Source organism: Phenylobacterium sp., assembly GCF_004799515.1.
In the GTDB taxonomy this organism is placed as follows: domain Bacteria; phylum Pseudomonadota; class Alphaproteobacteria; order Caulobacterales; family Caulobacteraceae; genus Phenylobacterium.
In genome coordinates this window covers 68,610-83,729 of record NZ_SSMX01000054.1, presented here as the reverse complement: position 1 = coordinate 83,729, position 15,120 = coordinate 68,610, and the positions used below count along the sequence as shown (strand labels likewise).

The 15,120-nt window shown below is 69.5% G+C and carries 13 protein-coding genes; 8 read left to right on the top strand and 5 right to left on the bottom strand.

The features are described from left to right. Positions 1 to 49: 49 nt before the first annotated feature. From ahcY to E8A49_RS21735, 5 genes are all read left to right on the top strand, one after another. Positions 50 to 1,441 carry an adenosylhomocysteinase gene (gene ahcY / locus E8A49_RS21755; protein WP_293386398.1) on the top strand — a complete coding sequence of 464 codons (1,392 nt, stop codon included), beginning with the start codon at positions 50 to 52 and terminating at the stop codon, positions 1,439 to 1,441. A 216-nt stretch (positions 1,442 to 1,657) separates the two neighbouring features. Further along, a complete protein-coding gene (locus E8A49_RS21750) occupies positions 1,658 to 3,412 on the top strand; it encodes an ABC transporter permease subunit (RefSeq protein ID WP_293386397.1) in 1,755 nt (584 codons plus the stop codon). A gap of 14 nt (positions 3,413 to 3,426) precedes the next feature. After that, a complete protein-coding gene (locus tag E8A49_RS21745) occupies positions 3,427 to 4,740 on the top strand; it encodes a nitrate/sulfonate/bicarbonate ABC transporter ATP-binding protein (protein ID WP_293386396.1) in 1,314 nt (437 codons plus the stop codon). Positions 4,741 to 4,792: 52 nt separating this feature from the next. Continuing rightward, the gene (locus E8A49_RS21740) at positions 4,793 to 5,623 is read left to right on the top strand and encodes a PfkB family carbohydrate kinase (RefSeq protein ID WP_293386395.1); all 831 of its coding nucleotides are present in this window, start codon (positions 4,793 to 4,795) and stop codon (positions 5,621 to 5,623) included. A 22-nt stretch (positions 5,624 to 5,645) separates the two neighbouring features. After that, positions 5,646 to 6,770 carry a serine hydrolase domain-containing protein gene (locus tag E8A49_RS21735; RefSeq protein WP_293386394.1) on the top strand — a complete coding sequence of 375 codons (1,125 nt, stop codon included), beginning with the start codon at positions 5,646 to 5,648 and terminating at the stop codon, positions 6,768 to 6,770. Between the two features lie 9 nt (positions 6,771 to 6,779). Here E8A49_RS21735 and E8A49_RS21730 read toward each other — a convergent pair whose 3' ends face one another. From E8A49_RS21730 to E8A49_RS21715, 4 genes are all read right to left on the bottom strand, one after another. Further along, entirely contained in the window at positions 6,780 to 9,305 is a 2,526-nt protein-coding gene (locus E8A49_RS21730) for an alkaline phosphatase family protein (RefSeq protein ID WP_293386393.1), read from the bottom strand. A 148-nt stretch (positions 9,306 to 9,453) separates the two neighbouring features. After that, positions 9,454 to 9,804 (bottom strand): hypothetical protein, encoded by a 351-nt coding sequence (locus E8A49_RS21725; protein WP_293386392.1) that lies wholly within the window; start codon positions 9,802 to 9,804, stop codon positions 9,454 to 9,456. Positions 9,805 to 9,871: 67 nt separating this feature from the next. Further along, entirely contained in the window at positions 9,872 to 10,801 is a 930-nt protein-coding gene (rarD, locus tag E8A49_RS21720) for an EamA family transporter RarD (RefSeq protein WP_293386391.1), read from the bottom strand. 4 nt (positions 10,802 to 10,805) lie between these two features. Further along, positions 10,806 to 11,837, bottom strand: a complete 1,032-nt coding sequence (locus E8A49_RS21715) for an aspartate-semialdehyde dehydrogenase (RefSeq protein WP_293386390.1) — start codon at positions 11,835 to 11,837, stop codon at positions 10,806 to 10,808. 359 nt (positions 11,838 to 12,196) lie between these two features. On the opposite strand from E8A49_RS21715, the gene E8A49_RS21710 reads away from it, so the two are divergent. Together E8A49_RS21710 and E8A49_RS21705 are read left to right on the top strand one after the other, a co-directional pair. Continuing rightward, positions 12,197 to 12,604 carry a PaaI family thioesterase gene (locus E8A49_RS21710; protein WP_293386389.1) on the top strand — a complete coding sequence of 136 codons (408 nt, stop codon included), beginning with the start codon at positions 12,197 to 12,199 and terminating at the stop codon, positions 12,602 to 12,604. A 66-nt stretch (positions 12,605 to 12,670) separates the two neighbouring features. Next, positions 12,671 to 13,150 (top strand): nuclear transport factor 2 family protein, encoded by a 480-nt coding sequence (locus tag E8A49_RS21705; RefSeq protein ID WP_293386388.1) that lies wholly within the window; start codon positions 12,671 to 12,673, stop codon positions 13,148 to 13,150. 3 nt (positions 13,151 to 13,153) lie between these two features. On the opposite strand, the gene E8A49_RS21700 is transcribed toward E8A49_RS21705, so the two are convergent. Next, positions 13,154 to 13,561: an EVE domain-containing protein gene (locus E8A49_RS21700; protein ID WP_293386387.1), complete on the bottom strand. Its 408-nt coding sequence runs from the start codon at positions 13,559 to 13,561 to the stop codon at positions 13,154 to 13,156. A 140-nt stretch (positions 13,562 to 13,701) separates the two neighbouring features. Here E8A49_RS21700 and E8A49_RS21695 point away from each other — a divergent pair, with 140 nt between their 5' ends. After that, entirely contained in the window at positions 13,702 to 15,117 is a 1,416-nt protein-coding gene (locus E8A49_RS21695; RefSeq protein ID WP_293386386.1) for a pyridoxal-dependent decarboxylase, read from the top strand. Positions 15,118 to 15,120 lie beyond the last annotated feature (3 nt).

The window sequence follows — 15,120 nt, the reverse complement described above, 5'->3', positions numbered from 1 at the left end:
CAAAGCCACGACGCTCGGGCGTCGCTCAAAACACCCTCCGAGGATAGACATGACCGACTACGTCGTGAAGGACATCGCGCTCGCCGACTGGGGCCGCAAGGAGCTCGACATCGCCGAGACCGAGATGCCCGGCCTGATGGCCGTGCGCGCCGAGTTCGGCAAGGACCAGCCGCTGAAGGGCGCCCGCATCGCCGGCTCCCTGCACATGACCATACAGACCGGCGTGTTGATCGAGACCCTGCAGGCCCTGGGCGCCGACGTGCGCTGGGCCTCCTGCAACATCTTCTCCACCCAGGACCATGCCGCCGCCGCCATCGCGGTGAAGGGCACCCCGGTCTTCGCGATCAAGGGCGAGACCCTGGTCGAGTACTGGGAGTACGCCCACAAGATCTTCGAGTGGAGCGACGGCGGCTACCCGAACCTGATCCTCGACGACGGCGGCGACGCCACCCTGCTCTGCGTCCTAGGCCCGAAGGCCGAGAAGGACCCCTCGGTCCTGGCCAATCCGCAGAACGAGGAGGAAGAAGCCCTCTTCGCGGTGATGAAGCGTTACCTGAAGGAGAAGCCCGGCTTCTATTCGGCGATCCGTGACGCCATCAAGGGCGTGTCGGAAGAGACCACCACGGGGGTCCACCGCCTCTACCAGATGGCCGAGCGGGGCGAGCTGCCGTTCCCGGCGATCAACGTCAACGACAGCGTGACCAAGTCGAAGTTCGACAACCTCTACGGCTGCCGCGAGAGCCTGGTGGACGCCATCCGCCGCGGCACCGACGTGATGCTGGCCGGCAAGGTGGCCGTGGTCCTGGGCTACGGCGACGTGGGCAAGGGTTCGGCCGCCTCGCTGCGCAACGGCGGCGCCCGGGTGATCGTCACCGAGATCGACCCGATCTGCGCCCTGCAGGCGGCCATGGAGGGCTATGAGGTCCAGACCATGGAAGACGTCGCCGACAAGGCCGACATCTTCGTCACCGCCACCGGCAACAAGGACGTCCTGACCGTCGACCACATGCGGGCGATGAAGAACAACGCCATCGTCTGCAACATCGGCCACTTCGACTCGGAAATTCAGATCGCCGGCCTGCGCAACTTCACCTGGGACGAGATCAAGCCGCAGGTCCACCACGTGGAATTCCCGGACGGCAAGAAGATCATCGTGCTCTCGGAAGGCCGCCTGGTGAACCTGGGCAACGCCACCGGCCACCCCAGCTTCGTGATGAGCGCCAGCTTCACCAACCAGACCCTGGCGCAGATCGAACTTTGGACCCAGGGCGCCAAGTACCAGACCAAGGTCTACACCCTGCCGAAGCACCTCGACGAGAAGGTGGCCATGCTGCACCTGGGCAAGCTGGGCGCGAAGCTGACCAAGCTTTCCAAGGACCAGGCCGACTATATCGGCGTGCCCACCGAAGGCCCGTTCAAGCCGGACCACTACCGCTACTAGGCCGCGCGCGCCGGGCGGGGGTTGACCCGGCCGGCGCCTTGCTCCATTGGCCGCCTCGGGCGCGCGGACCACGTTCGCGCGCCCGTCACAAAGGACCCTCAAACCGAAATGCCTGGCGAAAGTCCCAGTCGATCTAACGCGCCGCGGGCGTCGGTTCGGTAAGTCCCCTTGCGGGCTCGCCGGGCGGCTCTCGCGGCCAGCCCGAAGGTAGAGCCCATGGTGTTCCTGTTCGGAGACCGTGACAGTCTGCGCCGCTTGCCTCGGCTGCTGCCGCGCGCGGTCGCGCCCTCGTGGGCGGACGTGGTCGCCTTCCTGGCGCTGGCCGCGCTCGCGGTCTTCGTGATCCGTGGCGCGGGCGAGATGGGCGCGCCGCTGAGCGCGCTCAAGACCCGGCCGGTGACTCTGGATCCGGCCCGCCTGCCGGAATACGCCCTCCTCACCACCTTGCGGATGTTCGCCGCCCTGGGGGCCTCGTTGCTGTTCACCTTCGTGGTGGCGACGGCGGCCGCCAAGAGCCGCAAGGCCGAGCTGGTGATCGTGCCGGCGCTCGACATCCTGCAGTCGGTGCCGGTGCTGGGATTCCTCACCTTCACCGTGACCTTCTTCATGGGCCTGTTCCCCGGCCGCGAGCTGGGCGTCGAGCTGGCGGCGATCTTCGCCATCTTCACCAGCCAGGCCTGGAACATGGCCTTCAGCTTCTACCAGTCCCTGCGCACCGTGCCGAAGGACCTGGACGAGGTCGCCCGCCAGTTCGCCTTCTCGCCCTGGCGCAGGTTCATGCGGCTCGAGCTGCCCTTCGCCACGCCGAGCCTCGTCTGGAACATGATGATGTCCATGTCCGGCGGCTGGTTCTTCGTGGTGGCGTCGGAGGCGATCACGGTAGGCAAGACCACCATCGCGCTGCCCGGCATCGGCTCGTGGCTGTCCATGGCCATCGACCACAAGGACATGCGCGCCGTGGCCCTGGGCGTGGCGACCATGGGCGTGGTCATCCTGCTCTACGACCAGCTCCTGTTCCGCCCGATCATCGCCTGGGCCGACAAGTTCCGTTCCGAGCAGACCGCCTCGGCCGACAAGCCGCACTCCTGGGTCTACGATCTGTTCCGCCGCACGCGGGCGCTGCGTCTGACCGCCGCGCCGCTGCTGTGGCCGGCCCGGCTGCTCACCATGATCGACTGGCCGACCCTGCCCAAGCCGCCGCAGGTGCGCCTGAGCGCGAACGCGGAGCGGGCGGTGAACTGGGCCTGGATCGCCCTGGTGGCGGCGATCGCGGTCGCCGCGCTCGCCTTCATCTGGACCTTCGTCAGCAAGACCCTGCACTGGGGCGACGTGATCCAGGTGTTCGGCCTGGCCTCGCTGACCCTGATCCGCGTGGTGGTGCTGATCGCGCTCACCAGCCTGGTCTGGGTGCCGATCGGCGTCTGGATCGGCCTCAATCCGCGCTGGGCGGCGCGGCTACAGGCGTTGACCCAGTTCGCCGCGGCCTTCCCGGCCAATGTGCTGTTCCCCTTCGCCGTGGTGGTGATCGTGGGTCTGAAGCTCGACCCGAACGTCTGGCTGTCGCCGCTGATGGTGCTGGGCACCCAGTGGTACATCCTGTTCAACGTCATCGCCGGCGCCAGCGCCATTCCGGGCGACCTGAAGGAGGCCGCCAGCATCTTCGGCATCAAGGGCTGGCAGTGGTGGCGCAGCGTCGCCCTGCCGGCGATCTTCCCCTTCTACGTCACCGGCGCGATCACCGCCTCGGGCGGCTCGTGGAACGCCAGCATCGTCGCCGAGGCGGTGAGCTGGGGCGACAAGCGCCTGGAGGCGGCGGGCCTCGGCTCCTACATCGCCAAGGCCACGGCGGCCGGCGACTTCGCCCGCGTGGCGCTGGGCGTCGGCGTCATGTCGATCTTCGTCATCCTGCTGAACCGCGTGCTCTGGCGGCCGATGTACAAATTCGCCGAGCGCCGCCTGCGCCTGGACTAGAGGAGGCCTTATCCATGCCCACCCTTCCGCAAGGCCGCCCCCTCGTCGCGGTCAAGAACCTGCGCCACCTCTACGGCAAGCCGGGCGATGGCGAGCTGCTGGTGCTGGACGAGGTCAACCTGACGCTCGGCGAGAACGAGATCGTGGGCCTGCTCGGCCGTTCCGGCTCCGGCAAGTCGACCCTGCTGCGCTCCATCGCCGGCCTGATCGCCCCCACCGAGGGCGACGTCGATTTCGCCCAGAACCCCGATCGCGGCCGGACGGTGGCGGTCTCCATGGTGTTCCAGAGCTTCGCACTGTTCCCCTGGCTCACCGTGCAGCAGAACGTGGAGCTGGGGCTGGAGGCCAAGCGCGCCCCGGCCGAGGTGCGCCGCAAGCGGGCGCTGGCGGCCATCGACCTGATCGGCCTCGACGGCTTCGAGAACGCCTATCCGAAGGAGCTCTCCGGCGGCATGCGCCAGCGCGTGGGCCTGGCCCGCGCCCTGGTGGTCGACCCGGACATCCTGCTGATGGACGAGCCGTTCTCGGCGCTCGACGTGCTGACCGCCGAGACCCTGCGCACCGACCTTCTCGACCTCTGGTGCGAAGGCCGCATGCAGATCAAGTCGATCCTGATGGTCACCCACAACATCGAGGAGGCGGTGCTGATGTGCGACCGCATCCTGGTGTTCTCCTCCAACCCCGGCCGTATCGTGGGCGAGGTCATTGTGGACCTGCCGCAGCCGCGTAACCGCCAGGACCCGCGCTTCCGCAAGCTGGTGGACGACATCTATGCGCGGATGACCCAGCGCGACCCCAACGCGGTGCGCAAGAACGACGGCCTGTTCCCTGGCGTCGGCATCGGCATGATCCTGCCCACGGTGTCCACCAACACCCTGGCCGGGCTGATGGAGGCGGTGGCCGCCGAGCCGTTCAACGGCGCCGCCGACCTGCCGGAGCTGGCGTCAGCCCTGCACTTCGAGTCCGACGACCTGTTCCGCGTCGCCGAGACCCTGCAGCTGATGCGGTTCGCCGAGGTCGAGGGCGGCGACATCCGGCTCACCGCCGCGGCGAAGCGCTACGTCGACGCCGAGACCGACGCCCGCAAGGCGCTCTTCGCCCAGAACCTGCTGGCCTACGTCCCGCTCGCCGCCTACATCCGCCGCGAGCTCGACAAGGACGACGAGCACGAGGTCTCCGCCCGCAGCGTGCGCGAGGTGCTGGAAGAGCTGATGTCGCCGGAATATGCCGACGAGACCCTGAAGTCGGTGGTCAGCTGGGCGCGCTACGCCGAAGCCTTTGCCTATGATGAAGGCGCCGACCTCTTCACCCTGGAAGACCCCGGCTAAGGTTTCAGCGGCGACATTAGGCGCTTGTGGCCAAGCCGTTTAAACAGCCGCCGTGCCCCTGGCTTTGATCCTGTCCTCCTTCGTGGCCGCCAGCCGGATCGGCGGCGCCGCCCAGCAATATGTGCTGGCCGCCCACCGGATCGACCCGGTGCTGGTCCCCACCGTCATGCTGGGCCGCAATCCGGCGCGCGGCGCGGGCGGCCAGGCGACCCCGCCGGACCTGTTCGCCCGCATGCTGGCCGACGTCGAGGCCGACGCCCTGTTCGGCATGGTCGACCTGGTGATCACCGGCCATTTCTCCCTGGCCGAGCAGGTGGAGATCGCCGCCGCGGCGCTCGCCCGCATCAAGGCGGCTTCTGAACGCGCGCCGGTGGTGCTGGTGGACCCGATCCTGGGCGACGAGCCCAAGGGGCTCTACGTCAGGCCGGAGGTGGCCGATGCGGTGGCCCATCGCCTGGTCCCCCTGGCCGACTGGATCACGCCCAATCTCTGGGAGCTGGAGTTCCTGGCGGGCGGCGACGTCATCGACATCGAGTCTGCGGTCGCCGCGGCCCGGCGCCTGGGCAAGCCCGCCCTCATCACCTCCGCCCCGGCCGGCGAGGGCGAGATCGGCCTGCTGCTGGTCGAGGCGGCCTCCGCCACCCTGTTCGCTCACCCGCGCCTGGCCCAGGCGCCCAACGGCACCGGGGACCTGGTGGCCGCCAGCTTCGGCGCGGGCCTGGTCGAAGGCCTCACGCCCCGCGCCGCCGCCGAGCGCGCCGCCCGCGCGGCGAGCGAGGCGGCCCAGGCCGCGCAGGACTGGCGCGCCCCGGAACTGCCGATCGTGGCGCTGGGCGAGCGGCTGGTGCGCCCGACGGCGGCCTTGCGTATAGAGGCGCTCTGACCGCCGCCAGCAGGAGCCTTCCTTGGTCGAGATTTCCGGCCTCGCCCCCGCCCGTTTCGCGACCGTGAAGGACGCCTTCGCCGCCAATTTCGCCGCGGGCGACGAACTGGGCTGCCGCTTCACCCTGGTCGAGGCCGGCGAGGTGGTGCTGGACATCTGGGGCGGCCACGCCGACCGGGCTGGGACGCGGGCCTTCGACGAGACGACGCTCACGCCGATCTTCTCCACTGGCAAGGCCATCGCCGCCCTGCTGATCGCCCGCCTGGTCGACGCGGGAAAGCTCGACTACGCCCAGACCGTGGCCTCGGTCTGGCCGGAGTTCGCCCAGGCGGGAAAGGAAGCGATCACCGTCGAGCAGGTGATGTCGCACCAGGAGGGCCTCTCCGGCTTCCCGGACAAGATGGATCCAGCGCTTTGGTTCGACTGGGACGCCATCTGCGCCAAGCTGGCCGCCATGGCGCCGCTCTGGCCGCCGGGGACCGCCAGCGGCTACCACCCGATCACCTTCGGCTATCTGGCGGGCGAGATCTTCCGGCGGATCGAGGGACGGACCATGGGCCGCGCTCTGCGCGAAGACCTCGCCGAGCCCTTCGGCCTGGACCTGTGGATCGGCGTCCCGGATTCCGAGTTCGGGCGGGTGGCGGAGCTGCAGCGGCCGAACGCCTTGCCCGACTTCGGCCACCATAATGAGGCGACCCGCGCGGCCTTCCTGACGCCCTGGGCCCAGCCCGGGGGCCAGGGCGCGGCGGCGCTGCGGCGGCTGGAGCTGCCGTCGGCCACCGGCCAGGCGACGGCGCTGGCCCTGGCGCGGCTGATGGGGGCATTGGCCAACGATGGCTGGCTGGACGGCGAGACCATCCTGTCGCCGGCCCTGATCGCCGAGGCCGCGCGCCAGCGTATCCGTGGCCAGGACCTGGTGCTGCCCTACGAGATGAGCTGGGGCGCGGGCTTCATGCGCAACGAGACCGTCCATCCCTGGGGCCCGGGCGATGAGACCTTCGGCCACTCCGGCTGGGGCGGCTCCTGCGCCTTCGCCGACCCGGACCGCAAGCTCGCCGGCGCCTACGTCATGAACAAGCAGTCCACCGACCTCCTGGGCGACCATCGGCCCCGGCGGCTGATCGAGGCGGCCTACGCGGCGCTCTGACCGTCCGGGCTAGTTCCCGGCGTCGGCCAGGGCGCGGTAGCGGTGCACCGGCGGCGGCATCGGCGAGTCCGGACCTTTGACGCTCTTCCAGATGATCTCGTTCAGCCGGTGCATGGGCGCCTCGTCGGCGTCGGCGAAGTTCATCTGGGCGCTCTCGCGGGCGCCATAGGCCGTGGGCGGGTTCTTCTCGTTGACGTCGTACTGCGCCGGCAGGCCCTTGAACCCCGTCAGGTCCGCCGTCGTGCCGAAGGCGGCGAAGAACGGCGTGGCGGCGGCGTCGTACTGGCTGAGCGGCGGCATGCCGAGCAGGAGCTCGATCGAGCGCACCATGGACGAGGTCGTGTAGAGCGTGGAGTCGACGATCCCGCGCTTCACATAGGGGCTGATCACCAGGCAGGCTGTGCGCCGGGCGTCGACGTGATCGGGGCCGTCCTGGGCGTCGTCCTCCATGATGAACACCGCCATTTCGGGCCAATAGCGGCTGTGGGTCAGGCGCTCCAGCATCTGGCCCAGCGCCACGTCCTGGTTGGCGACCATGGCCCGCGGCGAGAACGACTTCGGGTCGGTGCCGTGGGTGTGGTTCTCCTGCATGGACATCACGATGTAGTTCGGCAGGCGCTTCTCCGGGTCCTTGGAGTCGAAGTTCTTCTCGTACTCGTCGAACTCGCTCAGGAAGACCTTGGCGTTCTCGGTGTCGCGCACCCGGTTCTGCAGGTAGTTGGGCGAGACGTGGCCGACCAGGCCGTTGGCGCCCGGCACGCTGGACATCGGCTCGCCGGTGGAGGCCCGCGTCGCGTACTCGCCATAGCTGCGGTAGGTCAGGCCCTTGCGCTTGGCGGCGTCCCACAGGTAGCCGGACGACGGCATGTAGGCCATGGAGCGGTTATTACCCTGGCTGTGGCCGCCATAGTTGGCCGGCCAGGACTTCTCGTTCTGGTCGGTGGCGTAGGCGGCGTTGGCCCAGGAGTGGCCGTCCTGGCTCACGTCGCCGTCGGCGTAGCAGTTGTCGAAGGTGGCGAACTGCTCGGCCATGGCGTGCTGGTTGGGGGTGATCTGGCGGCCGAAGATCGCCAGCCGGGGGTCGCCGTTGGTGTGCGGCAGGTCGCCGTAGACCTGATCGTAGGTCCGGTTTTCCTTGATGATGTAGATGATGTGCTTGATCGGCGAGCCGACGCCGACCTTGCTGGGCATGATCGAGGGCGTGGCTGGCGGCCGGGCCTCGGCCAGCAGGCTGTCGTTGTAGGGCGTGTCGGCGAACACCTGCTTGGTCCAGCCCGGCAGCTTCGCCTTGAGGCCCGCGAGCGGCAGGCGCTCGACGCTGCTGCGCTGCAGGGTCTTGACCGTCTCGTCGCCGTAGAACTTCGAGGCCAGCGGGCTGGTGGGCCCTTTGAGGTCCGGATGTCCCTCCTCGCCCTTGGTGGCGGCGATGTAGAGGGTCTTGCCGCCTTCGCCGAGCGTCACCGCCGAGGCGTACCAACCGGCCGGGATGAAGCCCAGGACCTTGCTGGTCTCGCGCTTGTGGATGTCGACCACGGCCACGTCGTCGTTGTCGGCGTTGGCCACGAACAGCAGGCCGCGCTGGCGGTCGAGGGCCAGGGCGTTGGGGGTCGAGCCCTCCGGCGCCTTGGGATAGAGCGCCGTGGAGATCACCTGCATGACCTGCAGGGTGCGGGTGTCGATCACATAGACCGTGTTCTCGTTGGAGCAGGCGACGAACAGCCGTCCGTCGGCGGCCAGCACCATGTCGTTGGGGTTGAAGCCCACCGGGATGGTCTTGATCACCTTCTGGGTGGCGACGTCGGCGACACTGACGCTCTTGTCGCCCCAGTTGGAGACGAACAGCCGCCGGCCGTCGGCGCTCAGCGCCATCTCATAGGGGCTGACGCCCACGTGGATGCGCTTCTTGACCGCGCCGGACTTGGCGTCGAAGGCGACCACGTCGGTGGCGGCCATGGAGGTGCCGCGGTTGGCGGCCCAGACCAGGCCGCGCTTGGGGTCAGCGTGGACGCCGGACCACCAGGTCTGGTCGGTGGGCAGGTTGTCGGTGAAGGTCGCGACCGGCTTCGGGTCCAGGCGACCGTTCTTGTAGGCCAGCGCGTAGATCGGCGCGAGGCTCGACTCCTCCTTCTTCTCGCCGTTGGCGTTGCCGCCGGAGACGTAGAGGGTGTGGCCGTCGGGCGACCAGGAGAGGCCGAGCCAGGTGGTCTTCAGCGGCACCTCCTGCACCACCTTGTGGGTGGTGGTGTCGATCAGGCTGAGGCCGTGCGGCAGGTAGCCGGAGTGGCCGGCGACGATCACCTTGCCATCCGGCGAGGGGACCATCTTCAGCACCAGGTCGTTGAGGTCGGCCACTTGCTTACCGGCCGGGGTGATCCGCCAGCCGTTGGGCAGGTCGAAGCCGCCGCCGGGCAGGGCGCCGGGCAAGGCCGTCGTCGCCTCGCCGATCGGCCGGGGCTTCGGGGCCGGGTCGGCCCCCAGGCCGATGACGCCGAGCGCGACAGCGAGGCCCGCGAGCCAGAGGGGGCGAGGATGCATGCGGCGGCTCCGGCGTAAGGGTGCGGCGCCGAGCTTGAGCGTATGGCGAGGATTTCGCAAACGCCCGTCCGGCGGACCCTGGTCTGCCGTGACTTTGCGATGACTTGATGAAGGTGCGCCGTCAGCGCCGCAAATCCCGGCCCTCAGGTCAGGAACAGGAGACCCGCGGGTCTTGCGGACGGGGATCGGACGGCGCCGGGGCCTTGGCCGCGGACCCGTCCTGCGGCGCCGTGCGGCACGCCGGGTCGGCCACCAGGACGCCGTGTTCGACCACGTCGAGCTGGCCCTCGATGGCCGGGGCCTTGGCGTCGGCCCTGTAGACCAGGTGGGCGCTGGCGGTGACCTCGTCGGCGGGGCCCAGGATCAGCAGCGGCCGTGGCTTGGCGGCGTCCATCGTCTCGACCAGGGTCGGCGCGGGCGTCCAGGCGGGCGCGGCGGCCCAGGCGGCGGGTGCGGCGCAGGCGCTCAGGACGACGATGGCGCAGAGCAGTCTTTGCATGGCGCAAGGCCTCCAGCTTCGCGGCGACCTTAGACCGGGCGGTCGCCGGACCCCAATTAAGCTTTGGTCATTCCGCGGGTTCAACCAGGGCGGTGGCTTTCAGTTCCGGCCGCGAGCGTTTCCAGCCGGCCCAGGCGAACACCACCGCGCCGGCCCAGATGAAGCCGAAGGAGGCGGCGCGCAGCGGGGTGAAGGCCTCGCCCTCCGACACGCCCACCACGAAGCCGGTGGTGGGACCCAGGAACTGCAGGAAGGCCAGCGACGACAGCGGAATGCGCCGCGCCGCCCAGGCGAACAGCACCAGGGGCACGGCGGTGAACGGCCCGCAGGACAGCAGCCAGAGGCTCGCGGGCCAGTTCGCGCCCAGGTGGCCCACACCGCTCTTCTGAAGCCACAGCACATAGGCCAGGCCGGGCCCCGCCAGCAGCAGGCACTCCACCAGGAGCCCGGCCTGGGCGGAAACGGCGACGCGTTTGCGCACGATGCCATAGCCGCCGAAACTCAAGGCCAGCGCCAGGGACACGATCGGCAGGCCGCCCACCGCGACCGCCTGGACCACCACCCCCAGGGCCGCGAGGCCCATGGCCGCATAGCCCAGCCGGTCGATCTTCTCCTGGAATAGCAGCGCGCCGGCCGCCATGCCGATCAGCGGGTTGATGTAGTAGCCCAGCGCCGTCTCCAGCACCCGGCCGGAGTTCACCGCCCAGATGTAGATCGACCAGTTGCCGGCGATGAGCAGCGACGACAGCGCCAGCCACGCCAGCACCCGCGGATTGCGGAACGCCGCCAGCACCTCGTCACCCTGCCGCGCGGCCAGGACGAACAGCCACGCCACCGGGACCGCCCAGACCGTGCGGTTGGCGAGGATCTCCCAGGGCGCCATGCCCAGGTGTCCCATGGCCTGGAACACCAGGGGCACGATCCCCCAGATCAGGTAGCAGACGATCCCCGCCCCGAGGGCCAGACGGGACTCTCCGCCTGGCGCCGCGGGTGTCATGGCGTCAGGCGAGGGCTTTTTGGCGGATCAGGCCGCGGGCGTGGAGCAGTTCGGCGATCTGCACGGCGTTGAGGGCCGCGCCCTTGCGCAGGTTGTCGGCCACGACCCACAGGTTCAGCCCGTTCTCGACGGTCGGGTCGTTGCGGATGCGGCTGACGAAGACCGGGAACTCGCCCTGGGCCTCTTTCGGCGTCATGTAGCCGGTGGGCTCGCGCTTATCGATCACCAGGATGCCCGGCGACTCGCGCAGGATGTCGCGGGCCTCGTCCTCGTCGAGCGGGGTCTCGAACTCGATGTTCACGGCCTCGGAGTGGCCGACCATCACCGGCACGCGGACGCAGGTCACCGTCAGCTTGATCGCCGGATCGAGGATCTTGTGGGTCTCGTTCCACATCTTCTGCTCTTCGTCGGTGTAGCCGTCGTCCTTGAAGGCGCCGATGAAGGGGATGACGTTGAAGGCGATCTGCTTGGGGAAGGTCTTCGGCGGCGTCGCGCCCAGGACGAAGACGTTCTTCGTCTGGTCGAACAGCTCGTCCATGCCTTCCTTGCCCGCGCCCGACACCGACTGGTAGGTCGAGACCACCACCCGCCTGATGCGCGCGGCGTCGTGCAGCGGCTTCAGCGCCACCACCAGCTGGGCCGTGGAGCAGTTGGGGTTGGCGATGATGTTCCTGCGGCTCGCCCACTCGACGTCGTCCGGGTTCACCTCCGGCACGATCAGCGGCACATCGGGGTCCATCCGCCAGGCGGAGGAGTTGTCGATGACGATGGGGCCGGCGGCGGCGATCTTCGGCGACCATTCCTTGGAGAAGGTCCCGGACACGCTCATCAGCACCAGGTCGACGCGTGAGAAGTCGAACTGCTCGACGTCCTCGCAGCGGACGATCTGGTCGCCGAAATTGACTTCCATGCCGATGGATTTGCGCGAGGCGATCGCGTGAATCTTGTCCACGGGGAAGTTCACTTCCTCGAGGATGTTCAGCATTTCGCGGCCCACGTTGCCCGTGGCGCCGACGACGGCGACCCGGTAACCCATCGGGTGTCTCCTTAGTCTTGAAGGGACGGTTCCGTTACGCCCCCAAGCCGGCCGAAGCAAGGCGATGGATGCTGACAGACGCCCCAGCGGAGCTGAAGTGGGGCGCGCGTGGCCGGGGCGCAACCGCCCCTCCTTCGTTATCATCCCGGTTGGGGATGAGCCGCGCGGGCTGCGGCTTAGTTCTCATGGCGGCCAGTTTGCCTTGGGGTCTCGGCTTCTCAAGGACCGGGCTGCGCCCGGCCGCCACGCGGCGCGCCGAGGGCGCGTCCTTGACAAGCCGAGACCCCAAGGCTCGCATCGACCATGAGATTTAAGGCGCGGTGGCATCTGGAGATGCGCTCGCGAGGGGAGCCTGATCGATGTCCGAAGCCGCCGCCCCAGCCGCCTCCACCGGCATGCCGTTCTCCGATCTGATGGGGGTCGAGATCGTGGTCCGCGAGAAGGACCGCGTGGTCGGGCGCATGACGGTGCGCGAGGACCTCTGCACGGCCGGCGGCATCCTGCATGGCGGCGCCTACATGGCCTTCGCCGATGCGCTGGGGGCCATCGGCGGGGTGCTGAACCTGCCGCCGGGCGCGCGCACCACGACGCTGGAGAGCAAGACCAACTTCCTGCGCGGCGCTCAGGTGGGCTCGGTGGTGACCGGCGAGGCCACGCCTCTGCACATCGGCCGCCGCTCCAGCGTCTGGCAGACGCGCATCACCAGCGCCGAGGGCAAGCTGATGGCCCTGGTCACCCAGACCCAGATGACCGTCGAGGCCGGCTAAGCCCGGCTGGGCTCAGCGCCGCAGCGGTGTAGATTGAACTTCGTTCTTCAAACGGGAGCCGGGATCATGAAGTCGCTTGGATTGGCAATCGCATGCGTGGCGGCGTTCGGGGCGTTCGCAACGGGGGCCGCGGCCGCCGGAAACGCCGCGACCGAAGCGCCGATCCACACCTTCATCGACGATTTCAACAAGGGTGATGTAGCCGGCGCGGCGACCGCCTTTCTGCCCTCGGTCTCGATCATCGACGACGTCCCGCCCCACCTCTGGGTCGGCCCGAAGTCCTTCGCGACCTGGGCCGCCGACCTCGCCAAGAACGACCAGGCGAAAGGAATCTCGGAGGAAGCTGTCGCCTTCGGCGCTGTGAAGCGCGAGGTGCTTTCCGGCGGCGCGGCCTATGTGGTGGCCGCTGTCACCTACACCTTCAAACAGAAGGGCGCGGCCATGCGTCAGCCGGCGCAGATGACCTTCGCTCTGAAGAAGACGGCCGATGGCTGGAAGATTGCCGGCTGGAGCTGGACGGCGCCTAGTCCGATCGCCGCGATCTAGGCTCTAGCCCTCCCCCATCTTCAGGATCGCCGCCCATTCGGCGGCGCGCACCGGCGAGACCGACAGGCGGCCCTGGCGGATCATCTCCAGGCTGGCCAGGCCGGGGTTGGCCTTCATCTCGGCGAGCGTGACCGGCCTCGGCAGCGGCTTCACCGCGGCCAGCTCCACGGCCACGAACCGGCCGGCCGGATCGCTGGGGTCGAGGAAGGCCTCCTTGACGACCCCGGCGATACCCACGACGGCGAGGCCCTCCTGCGAGTGGTAGTAAAGCACCTCGTCGCCGACCTTCATGGCCTTCAGGTGCAGGGCCGCGGCGTTGTTGCGCACACCGTCCCAGACGGTGCGGCCATCGCGTTGCAGATCCTCGAAGCTGTACTTCGCGGGCTCCGATTTCACGAGCCAGTGGGCCATCCCTCGTCCTCCCAAGCCTGCCGCGCCTTGAGGGACCACGCCGGCGCGGGCTTGGCAACGGGGTCCGGAAACGGCGAGGCGCGCGGTTGACTCCGGACCGCCAGCCCGCCCTTTTCGCCGGTTCCTAAGGTGAGGACGCCATGCTGATCGAGACGCCCGAGCGCGAGGTCCTGATGCGGGCCGCCGAACACGCATTTGCTTGGCTCGACGGGCTCGACGGGCTCGACAGCCGATCCGTGGCGACCACCGCCTCGCTGGAGGAGATGCGCGCCCGCCTCGGCCGGCCGCTGGCGGATACCGGCGTCGCGGCTGCGCAGGTGATCGACGAGCTCGTGGCCGACACCGCCGGCGGCATCCTGGGCTCGCAAGGGCCGCGGTTCTTCGGCTGGGTGATCGGCGGCGGCGTCCCCTCCGCCATCGCCGCCGACTGGCTGACCAGCGTCTGGGACCAGAACGCCGGCATCCACGCCTGCGGCCCGGCCGCCTCGGTGGTGGAGGAGGTGGCGGCTGGCTGGCTGAAGGACCTCTTCGGCCTGCCGGCGGAGGCCAGCGTCGGCTTCGTCACCGGCGCCCAGATGGCCCACGCCACCTGCCTGGCCGCGGCCCGCCACGCCGTCTTGCGCGACCGGGGCTGGGACGTGGAGCGCCGCGGCCTCGCCGGCTCGCCGCCCATCCGCATCCTGGCCAACGCCGAGCGGCACGGTTCGGTCGACCGAGCCGTGCGTTTCATGGGCCTGGGCTCCGACAACATCGTCCCCTTGGCGACCGACGCCGAGGGCCGGGTCGAACCGCGGGCGCTGCGCGCGGCGCTGGACGCGGGCGAGGCCCCGACCATCGTGGTGCTGCAGGCGGGCGAGCTGAACCGCGCGGGGTTCGACCCCTTCGATCAGCTCGCGCCCATGGCCCGCGCCGCCGGCGCCTGGACCCACGTCGACGGCGCCTTCGGCTTGTGGGCGAAGGCCAGCCCGGCGCACCGCGACCTGGCGCGTGGGGTCGAGCTTTGCGACAGCTGGACCACCGACGCGCACAAGTACCTGAACGTGCCCTACGACTCCGGCCTGGCCATGGTGCGCGACGCCGCGGCGCACCGGGCGGCCATGACGCTCGCAACCAGCTACCTGCCGGCCGGCGGGGCGGCGCGGGACCAGATCGACTGGAACCCGGAGTTCTCCCGCCGCGCCCGGGGCTTCGCCATCTACGCCGCCCTGCGCGAGCTGGGCCGGGACGGCGTGGCCGAGCTGGTGGCGCGGACCAGCCGCCATGCGCTCGCGCTGACGGAAGGTATCGGCGCCCTGCCCGGCGCGGAGACGGTCGCAACGTCGGCTTTGAATCAGGGGCTGGTGCGTTTCCTGTCGCCGGCGGCCGGCGCTAGCGAGGCCGATCATGACCGCCGCACCGACGCGGTGATCGCGGCCATCGACGCCTCCGGCGAAGCCTTCTTCGGCGGCGTCACCTTCCAGGGCCGCCGCTGCATGCGGATCAGCGTCTGCAACTGGCGCACCACCGACGCCGACGTCGCCCGCACCGTCGCCGCGGTTCGGGCGGTGCTGGCGTAGGAG

What these genes read in the sequence shown, in the direction of transcription:
- rarD (WP_293386391.1), bottom strand. Translation starts at nt 10,801, where the DNA reads ATGACACCCGCGGCGCCAGGCGGAGAGTCCCGTCTGGCCCTCGGGGCG.
- E8A49_RS21730 (WP_293386393.1), bottom strand. Translation starts at nt 9,305, where the DNA reads ATGCATCCTCGCCCCCTCTGGCTCGCGGGCCTCGCTGTCGCGCTCGGC.
- E8A49_RS21725 (WP_293386392.1), bottom strand. Translation starts at nt 9,804, where the DNA reads ATGCAAAGACTGCTCTGCGCCATCGTCGTCCTGAGCGCCTGCGCCGCA.
- E8A49_RS21710 (WP_293386389.1), top strand. Translation starts at nt 12,197, where the DNA reads ATGTCCGAAGCCGCCGCCCCAGCCGCCTCCACCGGCATGCCGTTCTCC.
- E8A49_RS21700 (WP_293386387.1), bottom strand. Translation starts at nt 13,561, where the DNA reads ATGGCCCACTGGCTCGTGAAATCGGAGCCCGCGAAGTACAGCTTCGAG.
- E8A49_RS21715 (WP_293386390.1), bottom strand. Translation starts at nt 11,837, where the DNA reads ATGGGTTACCGGGTCGCCGTCGTCGGCGCCACGGGCAACGTGGGCCGC.
- E8A49_RS21745 (WP_293386396.1), top strand. Translation starts at nt 3,427, where the DNA reads ATGCCCACCCTTCCGCAAGGCCGCCCCCTCGTCGCGGTCAAGAACCTG.
- ahcY (WP_293386398.1), top strand. Translation starts at nt 50, where the DNA reads ATGACCGACTACGTCGTGAAGGACATCGCGCTCGCCGACTGGGGCCGC.
- E8A49_RS21750 (WP_293386397.1), top strand. Translation starts at nt 1,658, where the DNA reads ATGGTGTTCCTGTTCGGAGACCGTGACAGTCTGCGCCGCTTGCCTCGG.
- E8A49_RS21695 (WP_293386386.1), top strand. Translation starts at nt 13,702, where the DNA reads ATGCTGATCGAGACGCCCGAGCGCGAGGTCCTGATGCGGGCCGCCGAA.
- E8A49_RS21705 (WP_293386388.1), top strand. Translation starts at nt 12,671, where the DNA reads ATGAAGTCGCTTGGATTGGCAATCGCATGCGTGGCGGCGTTCGGGGCG.